We start from the raw sequence: 16,959 nt of genomic DNA on the forward strand, positions 1-16,959 counted from the left end.
ATTTTAAGGGAGAGATATATTATGAAAGATAAGATAAAAGTTGTTGTTTTTGGACTTGGATCTATGGGAAGTGGCATTGCTAATATGATATTAAATAAAAAAGGATTTCAAATTGTAGGAGCTATTGATATGGATCCTAGTAAAGTAGGGAAGAAGCTTTATGAGGTTTTAGGTATAGAAGAAAATGAAGATAATTGTTGCATAGTTACAAATGATGCAAATGACGTAATAAAAAAAGGTTTTGCAAAAGTATGTATAATAGCTACAGCTTCTTTTACAAAGGTAGTATTTCCTTTAATAAAAATGGCAGCACAGGCGGGCATGGATGTAGTAACAACTGCTGAAGAAATGTCCTATCCAAAAGCTTTAGATAAAGAACTTTCAGAGGAAATGGACAAAATAGCTAAGGAAAACAATGTATCTATACTTGGAACTGGTGTAAATCCTGGATTTATAATGGATTTAATGGTTATAATGCTTACAGGAGTTTCTGAATCAGTAGATAATATTAATGTAACTAGAATTAATGACTTAGCCTGTTTTGGAAAGGCTGTTATGGTAGAACAAGGCATAGGACTTAAAGAAGAAGAGTTTATAAAAGGAGCTAAAGATAACACTGTAGCTGGTCATGTTGGATTCCTACAATCCTTTGGAATGATTGAAGAAGCTTTTGGTGTTAAATTTAATAACGTTAGGCAGGAAAAAGAGCCTATTCTTACAAAAGTTCCACGATCTACAGATATTGTTTCTGTTGAAAAAGGAGATGTGGTAGGATGTAGACAACTAGGCTATGCAGATTTAGGAGAAAAGTTATTTATTACAATGGATCATCCTCAACAAATAAAACCTGAACTTGAAAATGTTGAAACAGGAGATTATATAGAGGTTAATGGAGTTCCAAAATTAAACCTTCAAATAAAACCAGAAATACCAGGAGGAATTGCAACAGTTGCCATATGTGTAAATATGATTCCTTTAGTAATAAACTCAGAGTCAGGCCTTAAAACCATGTTAGACCTTCCAATTCCAAGAGCAATTATTGGAGATGTAAGAGATCTTATCAAGTGAGTCTTAGAAGAGCTTATCCAGATCCAGGGGCGTAGCAGCCGTCATCCCCCACCTTAAAAAGGATAGGGGTGTTACGGATGGTAGCCATCGGATAAAAGATTAAAAATAAAATATGAGATACAACTTGAATTTTTTATTGTGACATTTTTCCATATAAAAAAGTACACTTACTTTAAGCTTTTATAGTGTTTTAGTAAGTGTACTTTTTATTGACTTTTATAGTTAAGTATATATGATATAATTTAATTGAGGTGACACAATGACAGAATCATTACTAAAAGTGCTTAAGATGACCATAATGCAAATGGGATATTTTACTGGGCTAATTCTTGTTGTAGGACTTATTCTAGGCTTTTTTGAGAAGGCTGCAAATACATTTATGCAAAGATCCTTAGGTAGAAAGGGCATATTTATTACAGCTTTTATTGGTACTCCTATCCATGAAATAGGTCATGCTATAATGTGTATAATATTTAATCATAAAATCATGGATATAAAACTTTTGAATTTTAAAGATAAAAATGGTGTACTAGGATATGTTAAGCATAGTTACAATAAAAATAGTTTATACCAAAGGATAGGGAACTTGTTTATAGCTTTAGGACCTATATTTAGTGGTACTTCAGTGTTAATATTAGCATTATATTATTTTATGCCGGAATCTTTTAGCATATTAAAAAGATATGTTATCTATGGCATAAACAGTGACAAAATAGATAAAGGTTTAATATTATCACTATTAAATTTATCAGGAGGACTTTTAAAAAGTGTTTTTAGTGTTAACAATCTTCAGCACCTTAGCTTTTGGATATTTATAGTAGTTGCAATATGTGTATCATCTCATATGGCATTAAGTAAAGCAGATATAGAAAACGGTAAGGATGGGTTTTTAGTTCTATTTGCATTTATATTTATAGTGAATATAGTTCTTGTATATTTTAGTGTAAATATTACACAATATAAATTACAATTGATTAGATATAATGTTTATTTAAGTGTATTTTTAATGATAGCGCTAATGTTTTCCTTATTTAGTTTAGTAATAAGTTTTTTATGTTATTTACTATTTTCTAAAAAAAGCTAGTGTGGTAAACTAGGAGATGAGATTTTACTTTTGATATAATATTAAACTGTATCATATTAAATTCAATTAAAATTAAAAAACACTATTCATGGATAAGTTAAACAAAGATAATATTAAAATAAGAAAGGATGATTTATTAGATGAATATCGATAAATTAACTATTGACACAATAAGAGTTATTTCAGCAGAGGCTATACAAAAAGCAAATTCTGGTCATCCAGGATTACCACTTGGTTGCGCTCCAATGGCTTATACATTGTGGGCTAAACATTTAAAACATAACCCTAAAAATTCAAACTGGATTGATAGGGATAGATTTGTGCTTTCAGCAGGTCATGGATCAATGCTTATTTATTCACTACTTAATATTTTTGGATATGATGTAAGCATGGAGGATATAAAGAATTTTAGACAGTATGGAAGTAAGACTGCAGGACATCCAGAATACAAGCATATAGATGGAGTTGAAACAACTACAGGACCTTTAGGTCAAGGAATATGTAATGCTGTAGGTATGGCTATTTCAGAAGCTTATCTTGCAGAAAAGTTTAATAAGGAAGGGTTTAATGTTGTAGATCACTACACCTATACTATAGCTGGAGATGGCTGCTTAATGGAAGGTATTTCAAGTGAAGCATCATCCCTTGCAGGAACTTTAGAGCTTGGTAAGCTTATTATGTTATATGATTCTAACAATATATCCATAGAAGGTGATACCGATATCGCGTTTAGAGAAGATGTAGCTAAAAGATACGATGCTTATGGATGGCAAGTAATAAATGTGGCAGATGGTAATAACGTTGAAGAAATAAGCAAAGCTATAGAAAAAGCTAAAAAAGAGAAAAATAAACCAAGTATAATAATAGTTAAAAATATAATAGGTTTTGGATGTGCTGCTAAGCAAGGAAAGGCATCAGCTCATGGAGAACCTTTAGGTGAAGATAATATAAAAGCAATGAAAGAAGGTTTTGGTTGGAAGCATGAATCATTTACTGTACCAGAAGAAGTTAAAGAGAACATGGAGAGCTTTAACAAAGATGCTGCAGCTAAAGAGAAAGCTTGGAATGGTTTATTTGAATCATACAAGAATGCTTATCCTGAACTTGCAAAAGAATGGGATACTTGGTTTAATGGAAAGTTATCTACAGACATATTAAATGATAAAGGTTTTTGGAACTTTGATAAGCCTATGGCAACAAGAGAATCTTCAGGAATACTTATTAATAGGTTAACTAAACTTATTCCAAATCTTATTGGAGGATCAGCAGACCTTGCTCCTTCAAATAAGACTTATATGAAAGATAGAGGAGATTTCTCAGCAGAGGACAGAAGTGGCGCAAACTTACACTTTGGAGTAAGAGAGCATGCTATGGCTGCTATAGGAAATGGTATATACTTACACGGAGGCCTTAGAGTTTTTGTATCTACATTCTTTGTGTTTAGTGATTATATGAAAGGTGCTATGAGACTTTCAGCTATTATGGGACTTCCAATAACTTATGTACTTACACATGATAGTATAGGAGTTGGTGAAGACGGTCCTACACATGAGCCTATAGAACATTTAGCTGCTTTAAGAAGTATGCCTAATATGACTGTATTTAGACCAGCAGACTCTAAAGAGACAGCTGCAGGATGGTATTTATCCTTAACTAAGGAAGATGGTCCTGTATCCCTTGTACTTACAAGACAAAAGCTACCTCTTTATGATAACACAGGTAAAGAAGCATTAAAGGGAGCATATATCCTTAAGGATTCAGTAAAAGAGGTTCCAGATATGATATTAATGGCCTCAGGATCTGAAGTAGAACTTATTTATAAAGCAGCAGAAGAATTAAAGAAAAGTAATGTTGATGCTAGGGTTGTAAGTGTGCCTTCATTTGAATTATTTGAAGCACAAAGCAGTGAATACAAAGAGTCTGTACTTCCTAGAAGCGTAAGATCAAGAATTGCAGTAGAAGCTGCAACTTCCTTTGGTTGGCATAAATATGTTGGACTTGATGGAGATGTAATATCAATAGATCATTTTGGAGCATCAGGAAAAGCAGAAGTTTTATTCGAAACCTTTGGATTTACAGTTGATAACGTAGTTAAGAAGGCTTTAGAATTAAAAAAATAATATTTTTATAACAAAAGGTTTAATTAAAAGGACTATATTGATTATTTCAATATAGTCCTTTTAAGTTCAGTTAGTTTTCTAAGTGGGCTTGTGTATGTGAATTATCTAAGCTATTTGAAGGGTCTAGGTTTTCTTGTTCATCTATACTCTTTAAATCACTTAAGTTATTTAATTCATGTAATTTATTTTTGATTAATTCTTCATTTATATTAGACATAAATGAAACCTTTTTAGTTAAAGCAACTTCTAATAGCTTCTTAGCCTCATCTATTTCACCCATTTCTATTTTTATAAGGGCATAATAATAATAAGCCTCAGGAAAAGCTACATCAGGAACTATTTTTGAATAGATCTTTTCAGCTTCCTCATATTCAGAAAGGAAGTAGTGAGTTTGAGCCATATTATCCTTTATTACATCATCGTCTTCATCGTATAATAAAGCCTCTTCATTAAAAGTCTTAGCCTTTTTATAATTTCCATTAGAAATATAGTAATATCCAAGGACCTCGTATACAACGGAATTTAGGTAATTAGGCTTTAAATCTTCTGCTATTTTTATAGCTTCAGGAATTCTTCCTTGCTTCCATCTTAAAAGACTAAGATTAAGAAGAGAACTATATTTAATTTGAGGTAACTTATCATCAAGTTCTACAGCTTTTTCTAAGTAAGGTTCTGATTCTGTAATTTTCCCATCTCGAAGTAATAAGTAGCCATAGGATGATATAAAGTTAGCCTTTGCATTTTTAGAGTTTGCAGCCTTTTTAAAATAAGTTAGAGCCTTTTCTTTATCACCTTTTTTATAAGCATTACCTCCTGCTGTTGCATATATAGCAGGTAGACTTTTATATATTAAATATAAAAAGTACACAGCTAATAGTATTTTACCTACAAGGGGATATCCCATATATATAGATGAAAATATTATTATAGCAAAGACTAGGTCTGGGAGCATTCTAGTTAATTTTGTTTTCATACTATCCTCCGTTAAATATTATTTTTAGTAGTATAGTTTTTAATTTATATTGTAATAATACCATGTTAACAATAAGTTTTGAATACCATAACAATATTATATGAATAAATTTACTGTATTTGCACAGAATATGATTAAGTGAAAATTTATATTGTGGGTGGTGAGTTTATGGAAGGTTCTTCAAGTGACATAGATAATAATAAGGATGGTAAAGCATTAAAAGATGATATTAGTAAATATGCCTTAACGAAATCACTTAAGGAAAATATAGAATTATTTAAAAATAATATACTTAAGTCTGATGATACAGTGATTTATAGAGAGTTTAAAAATAAGAACACTGCCTTGAAATTTTGCTTAATATTTATAGATGGAATGACTGATAGAGAAGTTATAAATGAAAATATAATCTATCCATTAATGCAAGATAATTTTAATTTTGAATCTAAAGACATGATAGATTACATAAAAGAAGAAGTTTTAATAATAGATGATTTAAGTGAATCCAGTAAAGTAGAAAAGATTTTAAAATTATTACTTTATGGAGATACCTTATTGCTTATAGAAGATTTTGATGAAGGTATAATTCTTAATACAAAATCATGGGAGACTAGAAGCATATCAGAACCACAATCAGAAACTGTAGTGAAGGGACCAAGAGAAGGTTTCAATGAGTCTTTAAATATCAATATGTCTTTAATAAGAAGAAGGATTAACTCTTCAAATTTAAAATTTGAGATTCAAGAAATAGGAGTTAGAACGAGTACAAGAGTATGTATAGGATATGTTGAGGGTATAGTAAACCCTAAGATATTAAAAGAATTAAAACTTAGGCTAGATAAAATAGATATAGAAGGTTTTTTTTCTAGTGGGACACTACAAGAATTTATAAATGATAGACCTTTATCACCTTTCAAGACTATAGGAAATACTGAAAGACCAGATGTAGCGGCATCTAAATTATTACAAGGTAGAATTATTATATTATGTGATGGGTCACCTACAGTATTAACTTTACCATTTTTATTCATTGAAAACTTTCAAATAAATGAGGATTATTATGATAGTTTTATTTATGCATCTATAAATAGAATTTTAAGATTAATAGCATTTATACTTACTATAAGTACTCCAGGAGTTTATATTGCCTTTGTTGCATTTCATAAAGAACTTATTCCAACTAAGCTTGCTTTAAGCATATATGTATCAAAACAGGGAGTTCCATTACCTACAGTTGTAGAGACATTATTAATGATTATTATATTTGAAATAATAAGAGAAGCAGGGTTAAGACTTCCAAAGCATATAGGAGGCACAGTAAGTATTGTAGGGGCACTGGTACTTGGTGATGCTGCTGTTAATGCTAAATTTGTAAGTGCACCTATAGTAATTGTAACAGCTATTGCAGGTATATGTGGACTTATCTTATATGAAATGAATGCAGGTATAATTGTTTCAAGATTAATATTTTTAATATTAGGATCAATATTAGGTTTGTATGGAGTTGTTTTCACACTTATGGGATTAGTTATACATTTAATGTCCCTAAAAAGTTTTGGTATACCTTATATGATGAAACTTATAGATTTAGATAAATATAATATAAGAGATTCTAGTATAAGGGCACCATGGTGGATTTTAAAGTATAGAACAAAATTTATTGCTAAAGATGAAGTAAGAAGTAAAGATTATATTAAAAGAAGGTATAGATAATGAAAAGATATTTAAAAAAATCCTTTATATTATTTATATTAATATCTTTTGCGGTAACCTTTCTGGGTTGTTGGGACTATGAAGAAATGGTTAATTTAAAATATTTAGCTGGTATTGCAGTAGATAAGGATAAATACACCAATGATTACATATTAACTTTAGAGGTATTAGAAGCATCTACAAATTCAAAGGCAATAAACTCTAATATTATTGAAAGTAGGGGCAAAACAATACATGGAGCACTTAGAGATGCCATTAAAAAGACAGGAAATATGCTTCAAGGTTCTCATGCAAAGGTATTTATCGTAAGTAAAGACATTGCAGAAGAAGGGATAGTCCCAGTTATTGATTTAATAGATAGAGATGTAGAATTAAGAAACGATATGTGGATTTTAATTTCTGAAAGTGATACTGCGTCAGATATACTACGTAAAGGAAAAGAAGGAAATGAAATTATATCCTATGAATTAGCAGCATCCATTGCAAATTCAAATAAAATAGGTAAGTATATGAAGGTAGAGATATTTAAAATTATAAGTGACATCTCAGATAGAGGGTCTTCTGCTATAGCGCCTATGGTTAATGTAGATAATAATAATACTGAATCAAAATTTGAGGTTTCTGGAACCGCTATATTTAAAGGTGAAAAAATGGTAGGTACACTAAATGAATTTGAAACTATGTTTTTACAAATTTTAAAAGAAGATAATGTAAGGTTTGTATTACCTATTGAATTGGAAAAAGGTAATAATATAAGTTTAGAAATTATGAATATTGATAGAAGTATAAATACTAAAATAAAAGATAATAAAGTTGTTATAGATATGACTATAAATATCGATACAGCTTTATCTGAATTAGCGTCAAGTGGAGTTGATTATATTTTAAAAGATGAAAGAGATAAGTTAAAAAAACAATCAGAAAAACAAATAAAGATTAGTTGCTATAAAGTAATAGAAAAACTTCAAAAAGAATATAAAAGTGATGCAATAGGATTTGGAGATATATTAAAGAAGAGAAACCCTAATGTGTGGAAAAAAATGGAGTATAATTGGCTAGATATATTTGAAAATATAGAGGTTAATTTAGATATAAATCTAGAGATTAAATATAATGGAGTAACTAATAAAAATATAGAAGTGGGCGATTGATATGATTGTTTTAGTATTGATGGGATATATCTTAATATCTAGTAGTGACTTAATATATTTATATAATAATAAGTTAAAAAAAGAAGCAATAGTGTATATGTCTATACTATCTATAAGTGTAATAATAAGCATCTTGATTGCTTTAAAAATTAATATGAAACCCATGATGTATTTTGGAAAGCTATTAAGTGTAATAAAAAGTATACTAGGAGGATTTTTATGAAGGGGGAGTCTATATCCAATAGGCAAATGCAACTTTTTATATTTTGTTATAGTATAGGAGGATACCTTTTATTTAATATGGGAGCTAGTTTAAAACAAGATGCGTGGATAGCCTCTATTATATCAGTAATAATTACTATTCCTATCATGATTATGTACAGTAGGATTATGTATTTATACCAGGGAAATAACTTATTTGATATTATAGAAATAGTTTTTGGAAAAGGTTTTGGTAAATGCATAAATATAATTTTTGTTATTCATGCATTTTTATTAGGATCTTATATATTAAGAGATTTTATTGACTTTATTAAATTAACAGCTCTTTTTAATACACCTTCGGCAGTTACGAGCATATGTATTGGAATTTTAGTCATATGGATATTAAAAGAAGGAATTGAAGTTATGTCAGCATGGAGCCAATTTTTTATAAGGATTATATTGGTGTTTGTAATTTTGGTATGGATATTATTAATACCTGAAATGGATATTACAAATTTACAACCAGTATTTTATAGTGGATTTAAGGCTATATCAAAAGAATCACTTAAGTTAATGATATTTCCTTTTAGCGGCATATTTATATTTATGACATTTTTTGATTATCTAGATTACAATAAAAAGAGTAAAAACATATTCGTTAAACCCTTAATTATAGGTGGTGTAATTATAGTAGTTTTTACACTTGTTAATATAATGATACTAGGGGGGGAAGAGTATAATTCATTTTATTATTCAGGTTATGAGGCTGTAAAAAGGTTAGAATTACATGGAGAGTTCCAAAGAGCAGAGGTAATAGTTTCTATAGCTTTCACAATAATACAATTTCTTCAAATAAGTTTTTGTGTATTAGGAGTGTCTAAGGGGGTTACAAAAGTATTCAATTTAAAAGAGTATAGAAATATTTTAATTCCTATAGTTATTTTAATGATAAATTTTGTTCAAATAATGTTTAAAAGTATTATGGAGGCCATGGAATTTACAAATGATTTGTGGCCACCATATGCGCTTTTAATGCAAATTATATTTCCATTTATAATATTTATAGTGGCTTTATTAAAGAAAAGATATTCTGCTAATAAGAAAATTTAAAGGGAATGGTGTATAATGTATATATATTATATGGAAAGGATCTGTGTACATGAAAATAGCAATGCCTAAAAATGGGGAATTGATTAATCAACACTTTGGTAAAAGTGAAAGTTTTTTAATTGCTGAAATTAAAGATGGAAATATTATAAATAAAAAGGAAATTTCATCTTTAGAGTTGCAACATAATCATGGAGGGCTTTCAAAATTACTTTTAGATGAAGGTGTTTCATTGGTTATAACAGGAGGGATAGGAGCTGGAGCTTATAATGCTTTAAAAGAAAACAATTTAGAGGTTATAAGAGGAGTTAGTGGCAAAATAGATGAGATACTAGGAGCTTATTTAAAAGGTGACTTAGAGGATAAGAATGTAGTGTGTAACCATAATGGCGAACACCATAATCATTAAAGTTTATTAAAGAAGGAAAACTTCAACTATTTTAAGCGTAATTGCTTAAAGTAGCTGAAGTCTTTTTTGTTTTATATGTTTTTGAAATTAAGAGACAATATAAGGTATTTTTAAATATCTAATATTGTTTCTTAAATTAATATATTACAGATATTAGTTATGGCATAAATTTAAAAATTCATCTATATCTCCCTTTATTATTTCTAAAGAGTTCCTCCAAAAGGTAATATCATTAATATTTATATTCATAACTTTTGTTACATCGGCTGCACTATTTTTTCCTGTAAGTGCTAATAGTTTATCATATTCAGGAATAAATTCTTTACCTCTTTTTAGATATTCAGCATAAAGTCCCTTTGCAAATAGCAAACCAAAGGCATAAGGGAAGTTATAATAGCTATATCCTGCTGAATAGTAGTGAGGCTTACAAATCCACATATATGGGTGTAATAAATCTTGATCTAAACCGTCACCATAGGCTTCTTTTTGAGCTGAGATCATTATTTCATTAAGCTCTTTAGGCGTTAGTGCCGCCTCATTTCTCATTTCAAATAGCTTTTTCTCGAATAAAAATCTACTATAAATATCTATAATAATTTGTGTAGAATCTTGAAGCTCGCTTTCTAGAATACTTAAAGCATCTTCCTTGGTTGCCTTTTTTAGAGTAGCCTTTTTAACTATGGTTTCACAAAAAGTGGAAGCTGTTTCGGCTATAGGCATTGGATAATCAGAGTTTAGTATAGATTCGTTAAGAAGACAATTACCATGGTATCCATGACCAAGTTCATGAGCTAGAGTAATTACATCACTAAGGTTTCCACCAAAGTTTAACATTATTCGGCTTTCTCCTATAGTAGGAAGGCCAGCACAAAAAGCTCCTGCTACTTTTCCTTCCTTTGGAAGTACATCAATCCAATTTTCATCAAAAGCTCTTTTAGCAAAATCTCCAAGTTTATCACTAAAGGTTCTAAAATTTTCTTCAACAAAATCTTTTGCTTCATCATAGCTGTAAGTTTTATTTACTTGTCCAATCGGAGCAAACATTTCATAAAAAGGTAGTCCATTTTTATAACCTAAAATTTCTGCTTTCTTTTTTAAGTATCCTCTAAAATAAGGAATATATTCCTTCATAGCATCTATCATAGCATCTAAGGCTTCCGTGTCCATTCTAGATTTAATTAAGGATTCATGAAGAGGTGATTCGTATCCTCTTAATCTAGAAGTAGTTATAACTTCACCTTTTATTCCGTTAAGGGCAGCAGCTGATGAGTCTTCAATCTTTTTGTAGCTTTCAAGTTCAGCATAATAAGCCGCCTTTCTAACTTCGCTATCTTTATGATGAGCTAAATTTCTAACTTCTGTAAGCGGCAATATCTTCTTTTCGCCATCAATTTCTATATCCACCATAAGCTTTGAAACCAAAGCTTCTTTTAAGGTGTCGAATGCTGAGGATCCTGTAGTCTGCATTTTTGCTATTATAGATTCCTCTTTATCACTTAGTACATATTTACTATTTGCCTTAATCTCTTTAAGCATAAACTCATGTTCTTTAAGCAAAGGGCTAGATTCTATTATATTATCTAAATTATCAATAGATCCTATGAATTTTTTGTATTTTGAATCACTTTCAGCCATTTCAGCTAATATTTTTTGGATTATTTCTGAATTTTTTAAAGCTTCGGAATTATTAGTATCAACTGAGGTTGTTAAACTACAGAAAGAATATAAATTTGTTACTAAGTTTGTAAGCTTTATATTGTCATTTATATATTTTTCAAGGGTAGATTTTATGTCATTGCTATTTATGTCGGAATTAACTTCACTATTTATTTTATATATAAATAGTTTTAACTCATTTAAATCTTCTTTAAATTCTTTGCTATCAAAAGAAGTGTAGAGTTCTTTTAAGCTCCAGTTTAAGTTCATAATGATACCTCCCTATAATGTTGATATAAATAGTATATACTATTTATGTATTTTATTTCTACATAAAACAAAAAATAGATTAGGATAGTTGGTAAGTTGTGTGTTAATATAATATTTATATTGAAAATAAGAAATCCTAATTATTATGGATATACAAGAAAGTGAGGATTTTTATGAAAAGGAACACAGGATGGATTAAATTTGCAGTTATATTAATAGCAATTAATCTATTTACGGTAAGACAAGTTTTATCTAAAAGTAAATTTAATGAAAAGGGTTGTGATATACCTGTGCTCATGTATCATTCTATTACAGATAATAATAAAAAGATGTTTAGGGTCACTAAAGATAATTTTTATGATCAAATGAGATATCTAAAAGATAATGATTTTATTATATTAAGTATGGATGAAATGTATGAGCACTTTAAAACCAATAAATCCTTTGAAGATAAGTCTATAGCAATAACCTTTGATGATGGGTATAAAGATAATTATTATAATGCCTACCCCATATTAAAAGAATTTGGAATGAATGCCACTATTTTTGTAGTTACAGATTATTTAGATGAAAGTGCTTACCTTAGTGTAGATGAAATTAAAGAAATGCAGCTCAATAATATTGACATTGAAAGCCATACTACGAATCATGCAAAACTAGACAAGCTTACGGAAGTTGATAGGATTAACACATTGAGAGGTTCTAAGGATTATATTAATGAAGTGTTAAATAAAGAGGTGAAATATATATCATATCCTTATGGAAGGTGCAACAAACAAGTAGTTCGAGATGCTTATCTTGAAGGCTATAAAATGTCTTTTACTACAAAGTTTGGACATGCTACAGGAAAAGATGATTTGAATAAATTAAAAAGAGTTATGGTAAGTGGGTATATGAATATGGATCATTTCAAAAAGGTAGTTAATAAGTAACATATGAATATCAAGTGATTCTTAGACTCAGGTGGAGTTTGCTTATAAGGAATACATCTCTCCATCAAAGGCTTAGAAGAACTTATCCAGGGGCGTAGCAGCCGTCATCCCCCACCTTGAAGAGAATAGGGGTGTTACGGATGGTAGCCATCGGATAAAGTATTAAAAGAAAAGTAGTACATAAGAAATAAAGAATCATTATGGCGTTTGCTATATTGATTCTTTATTTCTTATGGAGATATATTATAATTTACTTTGAATAATTCCTTTAACATTAAAAGCTAAATTATCTAATTCTGTTTTAGAAAGGTTATCTGTTCTTATCATTGGATGTATAAAAATTTCAACTTCAGCAGGTTTTACCCTACCACTGTTTTGTTCCATGAGTTTATAAGATCCATTTATGGTAACGGGAACTATAGGTACTTTGGCTTTGGTGGCTAATTTAAAGCTTCCAGCTTTAAAATTACCTATTTCATTTTTACGGCTTCGAGTGCCTTCAGGGAATATTACTAGAGAATAACCACTTTTAAGGATATTTATACCGTCTACAATAGCCTCAGCTGATTTTCTAATGCTACTTCTATCCATGAAAACACAGTGCATATATTCCATCCATGTACTTAAAACAGGTATCTTTTTCATCTCAATCTTAGCAACATACCCTTTAGGCTTATCTATATAACTCATAAACAAGGCAATATCAAAATTACCTTGATGGTTACTAACAAAGAGCACAGGAATATCTTTTGGAACATTTTCTTTGCCATAAACATTAACCTTTGCCCCGCTGAGCTTAACATGGGACATAGCCCAGGCTGATGTAGCCTTATTTATATATTCATCCTTTTCTTTAATTTTTCCTTGGCGTTCTAAAGATTTAATTTTATAAACACCTGGGATTTTACCAATTAAACTTGTGGCAAAGTGAGTATACCAAGCTATAGTTCTAAGCATAATAAATCTCCTATCTGAATTTTACTTTAGGGTATCTTTGTAGAATAACTAGTTTAATTATAGTACAAACCTTACTTTTATTAAAGTAACAAATAGAAGGATTATATACAATTATTTTTTAGAAGTATCCTTAGGTACAGTAGAAATATCTTTTCTTGGCCTCTCTATTTTAATAAAAGAAAATACAATAGGTATAAGGCAAACTAGACTGTTAGCATAAAGGTATCTAAAATCTTGAGCCGGGGTAGCTATAAATATAGTTGCTGCATTTAGCAATACTGGTAAAATTACAAGTAAAGTTTTTGAACCATTTCTTAATATAGCTAAAAACCCAAATAATAAAATAAAAAGCATTTGAAAAGCTGGTTTCCAAAAGAAATGTTGCAAATCAGGCTTCTGAGTTAAATTTAAAAATTTATTACCCATCTTAGTTAGGCTATTACTTAAAATAGTTTGTTTTAATCCTAAAGAATTTGCTGAAATCTCTCTACTACCCCAATTTACATATCCCTTGACTGACCAACCTATAGCAGTTTGGCTTAGGTAAGAATCAAAAGCTATCTTAGGATTTTGAATGCAAGCACCAGCCCAAAGTTTAAGGAAGGCCATTTTATCCTCCATTAATTTATCTACTTTAAAGTCTTTGTGAAATTTAATATAATCTACATTACCTGGCATATAATTTTCTGACCAAGAATTTAAAGGCATTATTTCACTAGCTTTTTTTAATTGATCTTCATTTAAATAGCCATTATTTTTTATAACCGCAGCAATTTGCTGTGTTGGAATTCCAAAAGCCTCACTAGAGGAAGCAGGTTCTATTCCAATTAGGCTATAAATTGGTCCCTTTATTAAAAGAAAAACAACTAAGACAGAAACAAACGTTATTATATATGGTTTTGATTTTTTTATATTTGATACTATTAATATTACTAATGTTCCGAATAGCGGAACTAAGCCATTATGTCTAAATAACACAACACCAAGGGAACAAAGTATAAAATAAATAAGATTTTTTCTATTATATATCCATTCATTATTAGTAATAACAATGTTTATAATTAGCATTGTAAATAAGAGTATAAATCCGCTATAAATTATATCCTTCCACAAAGTAACAAACATTATTCCATTAACAGGGTTTAAGGCCATGGCTAAAATAATTAAATATAAAATCTTTTTATCTACACCAAGTCTTTCAAAGTTATACATACAATATCCAATCATTATAGACATAATAATCACCTGCACTATAACAACCGCAGCAGGAGAATACCATACTCTTGTAATTAAATAGGTGAATAAGGTATGTACTACAGGGTTAGAATCATAATATACACCCTTTGATATTTGAGTCCATTGATTCATGGAGTCTGCTGTCATAACCCCTGGATAAAATGACAGTAAATAAAAGATCCCCAATAAAATAAAAGGAACAGAATAGATAAGTATTCTTTTTTTATTTACCTTTTTATGTTCAACTGGAATTTCAAACTGTAAAAGGTATATAAAAAAGATGAAAAAAGAAGTAAAAAGAAGTAAAAACATAAATAGTTTGATTGAATAGTTAACAATAGTTGGATAAGGTAATAAGTAGTTTTTATAAGATATAAATATAATTTTATATAATATACATGCTAGAAAAGAAAAAATAGGTATTAGTATTTTGTGCGCTTTGCTTAAACTATTAAATTTATTAGGTAGCTCATTTATTATTTTATTGGAAAATATAGTTAGGGGAATAATAAAAAATAGTGGTATAAGCATCCTATTATTATTGTTTGGATTAATGTAAAGAGAAATTGTAAAACTATAAATAATACCTAAAATTAAACTAGTTAGATCTTTAATAATTTTTTTGTTAATCATATTTCACCTCTAAAATAATTATTTTTATATGGGGAATTAATGAATATATATAGTATTATGTCACAACAGGTGACATATGTAAATAAATGTGATAAAGTAAGTTAAGAAATAATTTACAATATAGTAGTTAGCTATTTCAAAATTTAAAATACAGAGGATATATGTTATAATTGATGTCAAAATAAAGAAAATGCTTAGATATAATTAACAATGAAGAAGATAAAGAGGTAAACTAATAATGAAAGTACTGATTATTATTCCTGCTTTTAACGAAGAAGAAAACTTAATTAAATTGATAGATAGCATAAAGATGTGTTGTCCTCTTTATGATATCTTAGTGATAAATGATTGTTCAACAGATAATACAAGACTTTTAAGATTTGAGGCACCAGTTTATAAGGTGGATTTAGGATCTAATTTAGGTATTGGTGGAGCCGTACAGACAGGGTATAAATTTGCATATTATAATGATTACGATGTTGCTATACAGGTAGATGGAGACGGTCAGCATAATCCTAAGTACATAAAGGATCTTATTGAAGAGATTAATAAGGGAGAAAATATGTGTCTTGGATCAAGGTTTATAGATAAGGCGGGATTTCAATCCACCTTTGCAAGAAGAATAGGTATAGTATATTTTTCAAACCTTATATATTTGGTATGTAAAAAAAGAATAACAGATCCAACTTCGGGATTTAGAGCTTGTGATAAAACTGTAATTAAGATGTTTGCAAAAAGATATCCAACAGATTACCCAGAGCCTGAAACGGTAGTTTATTTAGCAAAAAACAAGCTTCGTATAAAAGAGATTCCGGTAGTAATGAATGAGAGAGAAAGTGGAGTATCATCAATAAATCTCATTAAATCCATATACTATATGATAAAGGTTTCAATAGCTATATGCTTTACTTCAATTTCTAATAGATAACATAATTATAATTTGAACTTTGGAGGATGGATAGATGAATTATCAGCTTCAGATTATTCTAATATTAGTGTCAATAGGATTTTTTATATTTATTTATAAAATGATAACAAATTATAAGATGGACCTTAGACATAGTTTGGTTTGGGTTTTATCTAGCTTAGTTTTCATATTAATGTCTATATTTCCAGGTACCTTAATTAGTGTTTCAAGATTATTACATATTGAAGAACCTGTTAATACAATATTTCTTTTAGTTATATTTTTTCTGTTATTAGTTACGTTTACGTTAACACTTACTATTTCAAAAAGATCTAACAGTATAAAAGACTTAGTACAAGAAGTTGCAATTTTAAAACTTAAGATTGAAGAGTTATCTAAGGAATCTGAAAAAAATAATAGTTAAAGGTATAAAATATGCTACATACGAATTAGCTATCTTTTTAAACATTATTAAAGAAGAACTTGTTAAGGGTTATTATCTCTTATAAGCTGTTATTAAAGCAATAGTATTGAAGGGC

The 16,959-nt window shown here is 29.2% G+C and carries 15 protein-coding genes; 11 read left to right on the forward strand and 4 right to left on the reverse strand.

Going from position 1 to position 16,959, the window contains the following annotated elements:
• The first annotated feature begins 21 nt into the window (after positions 1-21).
• The 3 genes from ord to tkt all read left to right on the forward strand — a co-directional run bounded on the left by ord (position 22) and on the right by tkt (position 4,272).
• Positions 22-1,068 (forward strand): 2,4-diaminopentanoate dehydrogenase, encoded by a 1,047-nt coding sequence (gene ord, locus BV55_RS0108430; protein ID WP_029452391.1) that lies wholly within the window; start codon positions 22-24, stop codon positions 1,066-1,068.
• Positions 1,069-1,327: 259 nt separating this feature from the next.
• Complete coding sequence (locus BV55_RS0108435) at positions 1,328-2,152, forward strand: hypothetical protein (RefSeq protein WP_029452392.1); 825 nt, start codon at positions 1,328-1,330, stop codon at positions 2,150-2,152.
• Between the two features lie 140 nt (positions 2,153-2,292).
• Positions 2,293-4,272, forward strand: a complete 1,980-nt coding sequence (gene tkt, locus BV55_RS0108440; protein WP_029452393.1) for a transketolase — start codon at positions 2,293-2,295, stop codon at positions 4,270-4,272.
• Between the two features lie 70 nt (positions 4,273-4,342).
• On the opposite strand, the gene BV55_RS0108445 is transcribed toward tkt, so the two are convergent.
• Entirely contained in the window at positions 4,343-5,245 is a 903-nt protein-coding gene (locus BV55_RS0108445) for a tetratricopeptide repeat protein (RefSeq protein WP_029452394.1), read from the reverse strand.
• 168 nt (positions 5,246-5,413) lie between these two features.
• Here BV55_RS0108445 and BV55_RS0108450 point away from each other — a divergent pair, with 168 nt between their 5' ends.
• The 5 genes from BV55_RS0108450 to BV55_RS0108470 are packed head-to-tail and all read left to right on the forward strand — an operon-like array spanning position 5,414 to position 9,829.
• A complete protein-coding gene (locus BV55_RS0108450) occupies positions 5,414-6,958 on the forward strand; it encodes a spore germination protein (RefSeq protein WP_029452395.1) in 1,545 nt (514 codons plus the stop codon).
• Positions 6,958-8,109, forward strand: coding sequence for a Ger(x)C family spore germination protein (locus tag BV55_RS0108455; RefSeq protein ID WP_029452396.1), 1,152 nt, complete (start codon positions 6,958-6,960; stop codon positions 8,107-8,109). The genes BV55_RS0108450 and BV55_RS0108455 overlap by 1 nt, the downstream gene beginning before the upstream one ends.
• Position 8,110: 1 nt before the next feature.
• Positions 8,111-8,332, forward strand: coding sequence for a hypothetical protein (locus BV55_RS0108460; RefSeq protein WP_029452397.1), 222 nt, complete (start codon positions 8,111-8,113; stop codon positions 8,330-8,332).
• Complete coding sequence (locus BV55_RS0108465) at positions 8,329-9,423, forward strand: GerAB/ArcD/ProY family transporter (protein WP_029452398.1); 1,095 nt, start codon at positions 8,329-8,331, stop codon at positions 9,421-9,423. The genes BV55_RS0108460 and BV55_RS0108465 overlap by 4 nt, the downstream gene beginning before the upstream one ends.
• A 49-nt stretch (positions 9,424-9,472) precedes the next feature.
• Positions 9,473-9,829, forward strand: a complete 357-nt coding sequence (locus tag BV55_RS0108470) for a NifB/NifX family molybdenum-iron cluster-binding protein (protein WP_029452399.1) — start codon at positions 9,473-9,475, stop codon at positions 9,827-9,829.
• A 153-nt stretch (positions 9,830-9,982) separates the two neighbouring features.
• Here BV55_RS0108470 and BV55_RS0108475 read toward each other — a convergent pair whose 3' ends face one another.
• Positions 9,983-11,755 (reverse strand): M3 family oligoendopeptidase, encoded by a 1,773-nt coding sequence (locus BV55_RS0108475; RefSeq protein WP_029452400.1) that lies wholly within the window; start codon positions 11,753-11,755, stop codon positions 9,983-9,985.
• Between the two features lie 173 nt (positions 11,756-11,928).
• On the opposite strand from BV55_RS0108475, the gene BV55_RS0108480 reads away from it, so the two are divergent.
• Positions 11,929-12,687 carry a polysaccharide deacetylase family protein gene (locus BV55_RS0108480; protein WP_029452401.1) on the forward strand — a complete coding sequence of 253 codons (759 nt, stop codon included), beginning with the start codon at positions 11,929-11,931 and terminating at the stop codon, positions 12,685-12,687.
• Positions 12,688-12,930: 243 nt separating this feature from the next.
• Here the strand turns inward: BV55_RS0108480 and BV55_RS0108485 are convergent, their stop codons facing one another.
• Both BV55_RS0108485 and BV55_RS0108490 read right to left on the reverse strand, forming a co-directional pair.
• Positions 12,931-13,644, reverse strand: a complete 714-nt coding sequence (locus BV55_RS0108485; protein ID WP_029452402.1) for a lysophospholipid acyltransferase family protein — start codon at positions 13,642-13,644, stop codon at positions 12,931-12,933.
• A 111-nt stretch (positions 13,645-13,755) separates the two neighbouring features.
• Entirely contained in the window at positions 13,756-15,066 is a 1,311-nt protein-coding gene (locus tag BV55_RS0108490) for a DUF6020 family protein (protein WP_198023206.1), read from the reverse strand.
• A gap of 685 nt (positions 15,067-15,751) precedes the next feature.
• Between BV55_RS0108490 and BV55_RS0108495 the strand changes: the two genes are divergently transcribed.
• The gene (locus tag BV55_RS0108495; RefSeq protein WP_029452404.1) at positions 15,752-16,441 is read left to right on the forward strand and encodes a glycosyltransferase family 2 protein; all 690 of its coding nucleotides are present in this window, start codon (positions 15,752-15,754) and stop codon (positions 16,439-16,441) included.
• 34 nt (positions 16,442-16,475) lie between these two features.
• Positions 16,476-16,844 (forward strand): DUF2304 domain-containing protein, encoded by a 369-nt coding sequence (locus tag BV55_RS0108500; RefSeq protein ID WP_029452405.1) that lies wholly within the window; start codon positions 16,476-16,478, stop codon positions 16,842-16,844.
• The last annotated feature ends 115 nt before the right edge of the window (positions 16,845-16,959 follow it).

This window comes from Clostridium algidicarnis, from assembly GCF_000703125.1.
In the GTDB taxonomy this organism is placed as follows: Bacteria; Bacillota; Clostridia; order Clostridiales; family Clostridiaceae; genus Clostridium_L; species Clostridium_L algidicarnis.

Coding starts and splice junctions, on each gene's coding strand:
- BV55_RS0108480 (WP_029452401.1), top strand. CDS start 11,929: ATGAAAAGGAACACAGGATGGATTAAATTTGCAGTTATATTAATAGCA.
- BV55_RS0108500 (WP_029452405.1), top strand. CDS start 16,476: ATGAATTATCAGCTTCAGATTATTCTAATATTAGTGTCAATAGGATTT.
- BV55_RS0108460 (WP_029452397.1), top strand. CDS start 8,111: ATGATTGTTTTAGTATTGATGGGATATATCTTAATATCTAGTAGTGAC.
- BV55_RS0108465 (WP_029452398.1), top strand. CDS start 8,329: ATGAAGGGGGAGTCTATATCCAATAGGCAAATGCAACTTTTTATATTT.
- BV55_RS0108495 (WP_029452404.1), top strand. CDS start 15,752: ATGAAAGTACTGATTATTATTCCTGCTTTTAACGAAGAAGAAAACTTA.
- BV55_RS0108470 (WP_029452399.1), top strand. CDS start 9,473: ATGAAAATAGCAATGCCTAAAAATGGGGAATTGATTAATCAACACTTT.
- BV55_RS0108485 (WP_029452402.1), bottom strand. CDS start 13,644: ATGCTTAGAACTATAGCTTGGTATACTCACTTTGCCACAAGTTTAATT.
- BV55_RS0108455 (WP_029452396.1), top strand. CDS start 6,958: ATGAAAAGATATTTAAAAAAATCCTTTATATTATTTATATTAATATCT.
- ord (WP_029452391.1), top strand. CDS start 22: ATGAAAGATAAGATAAAAGTTGTTGTTTTTGGACTTGGATCTATGGGA.
- BV55_RS0108435 (WP_029452392.1), top strand. CDS start 1,328: ATGACAGAATCATTACTAAAAGTGCTTAAGATGACCATAATGCAAATG.
- BV55_RS0108475 (WP_029452400.1), bottom strand. CDS start 11,755: ATGAACTTAAACTGGAGCTTAAAAGAACTCTACACTTCTTTTGATAGC.
- tkt (WP_029452393.1), top strand. CDS start 2,293: ATGAATATCGATAAATTAACTATTGACACAATAAGAGTTATTTCAGCA.
- BV55_RS0108450 (WP_029452395.1), top strand. CDS start 5,414: ATGGAAGGTTCTTCAAGTGACATAGATAATAATAAGGATGGTAAAGCA.
- BV55_RS0108445 (WP_029452394.1), bottom strand. CDS start 5,245: ATGAAAACAAAATTAACTAGAATGCTCCCAGACCTAGTCTTTGCTATA.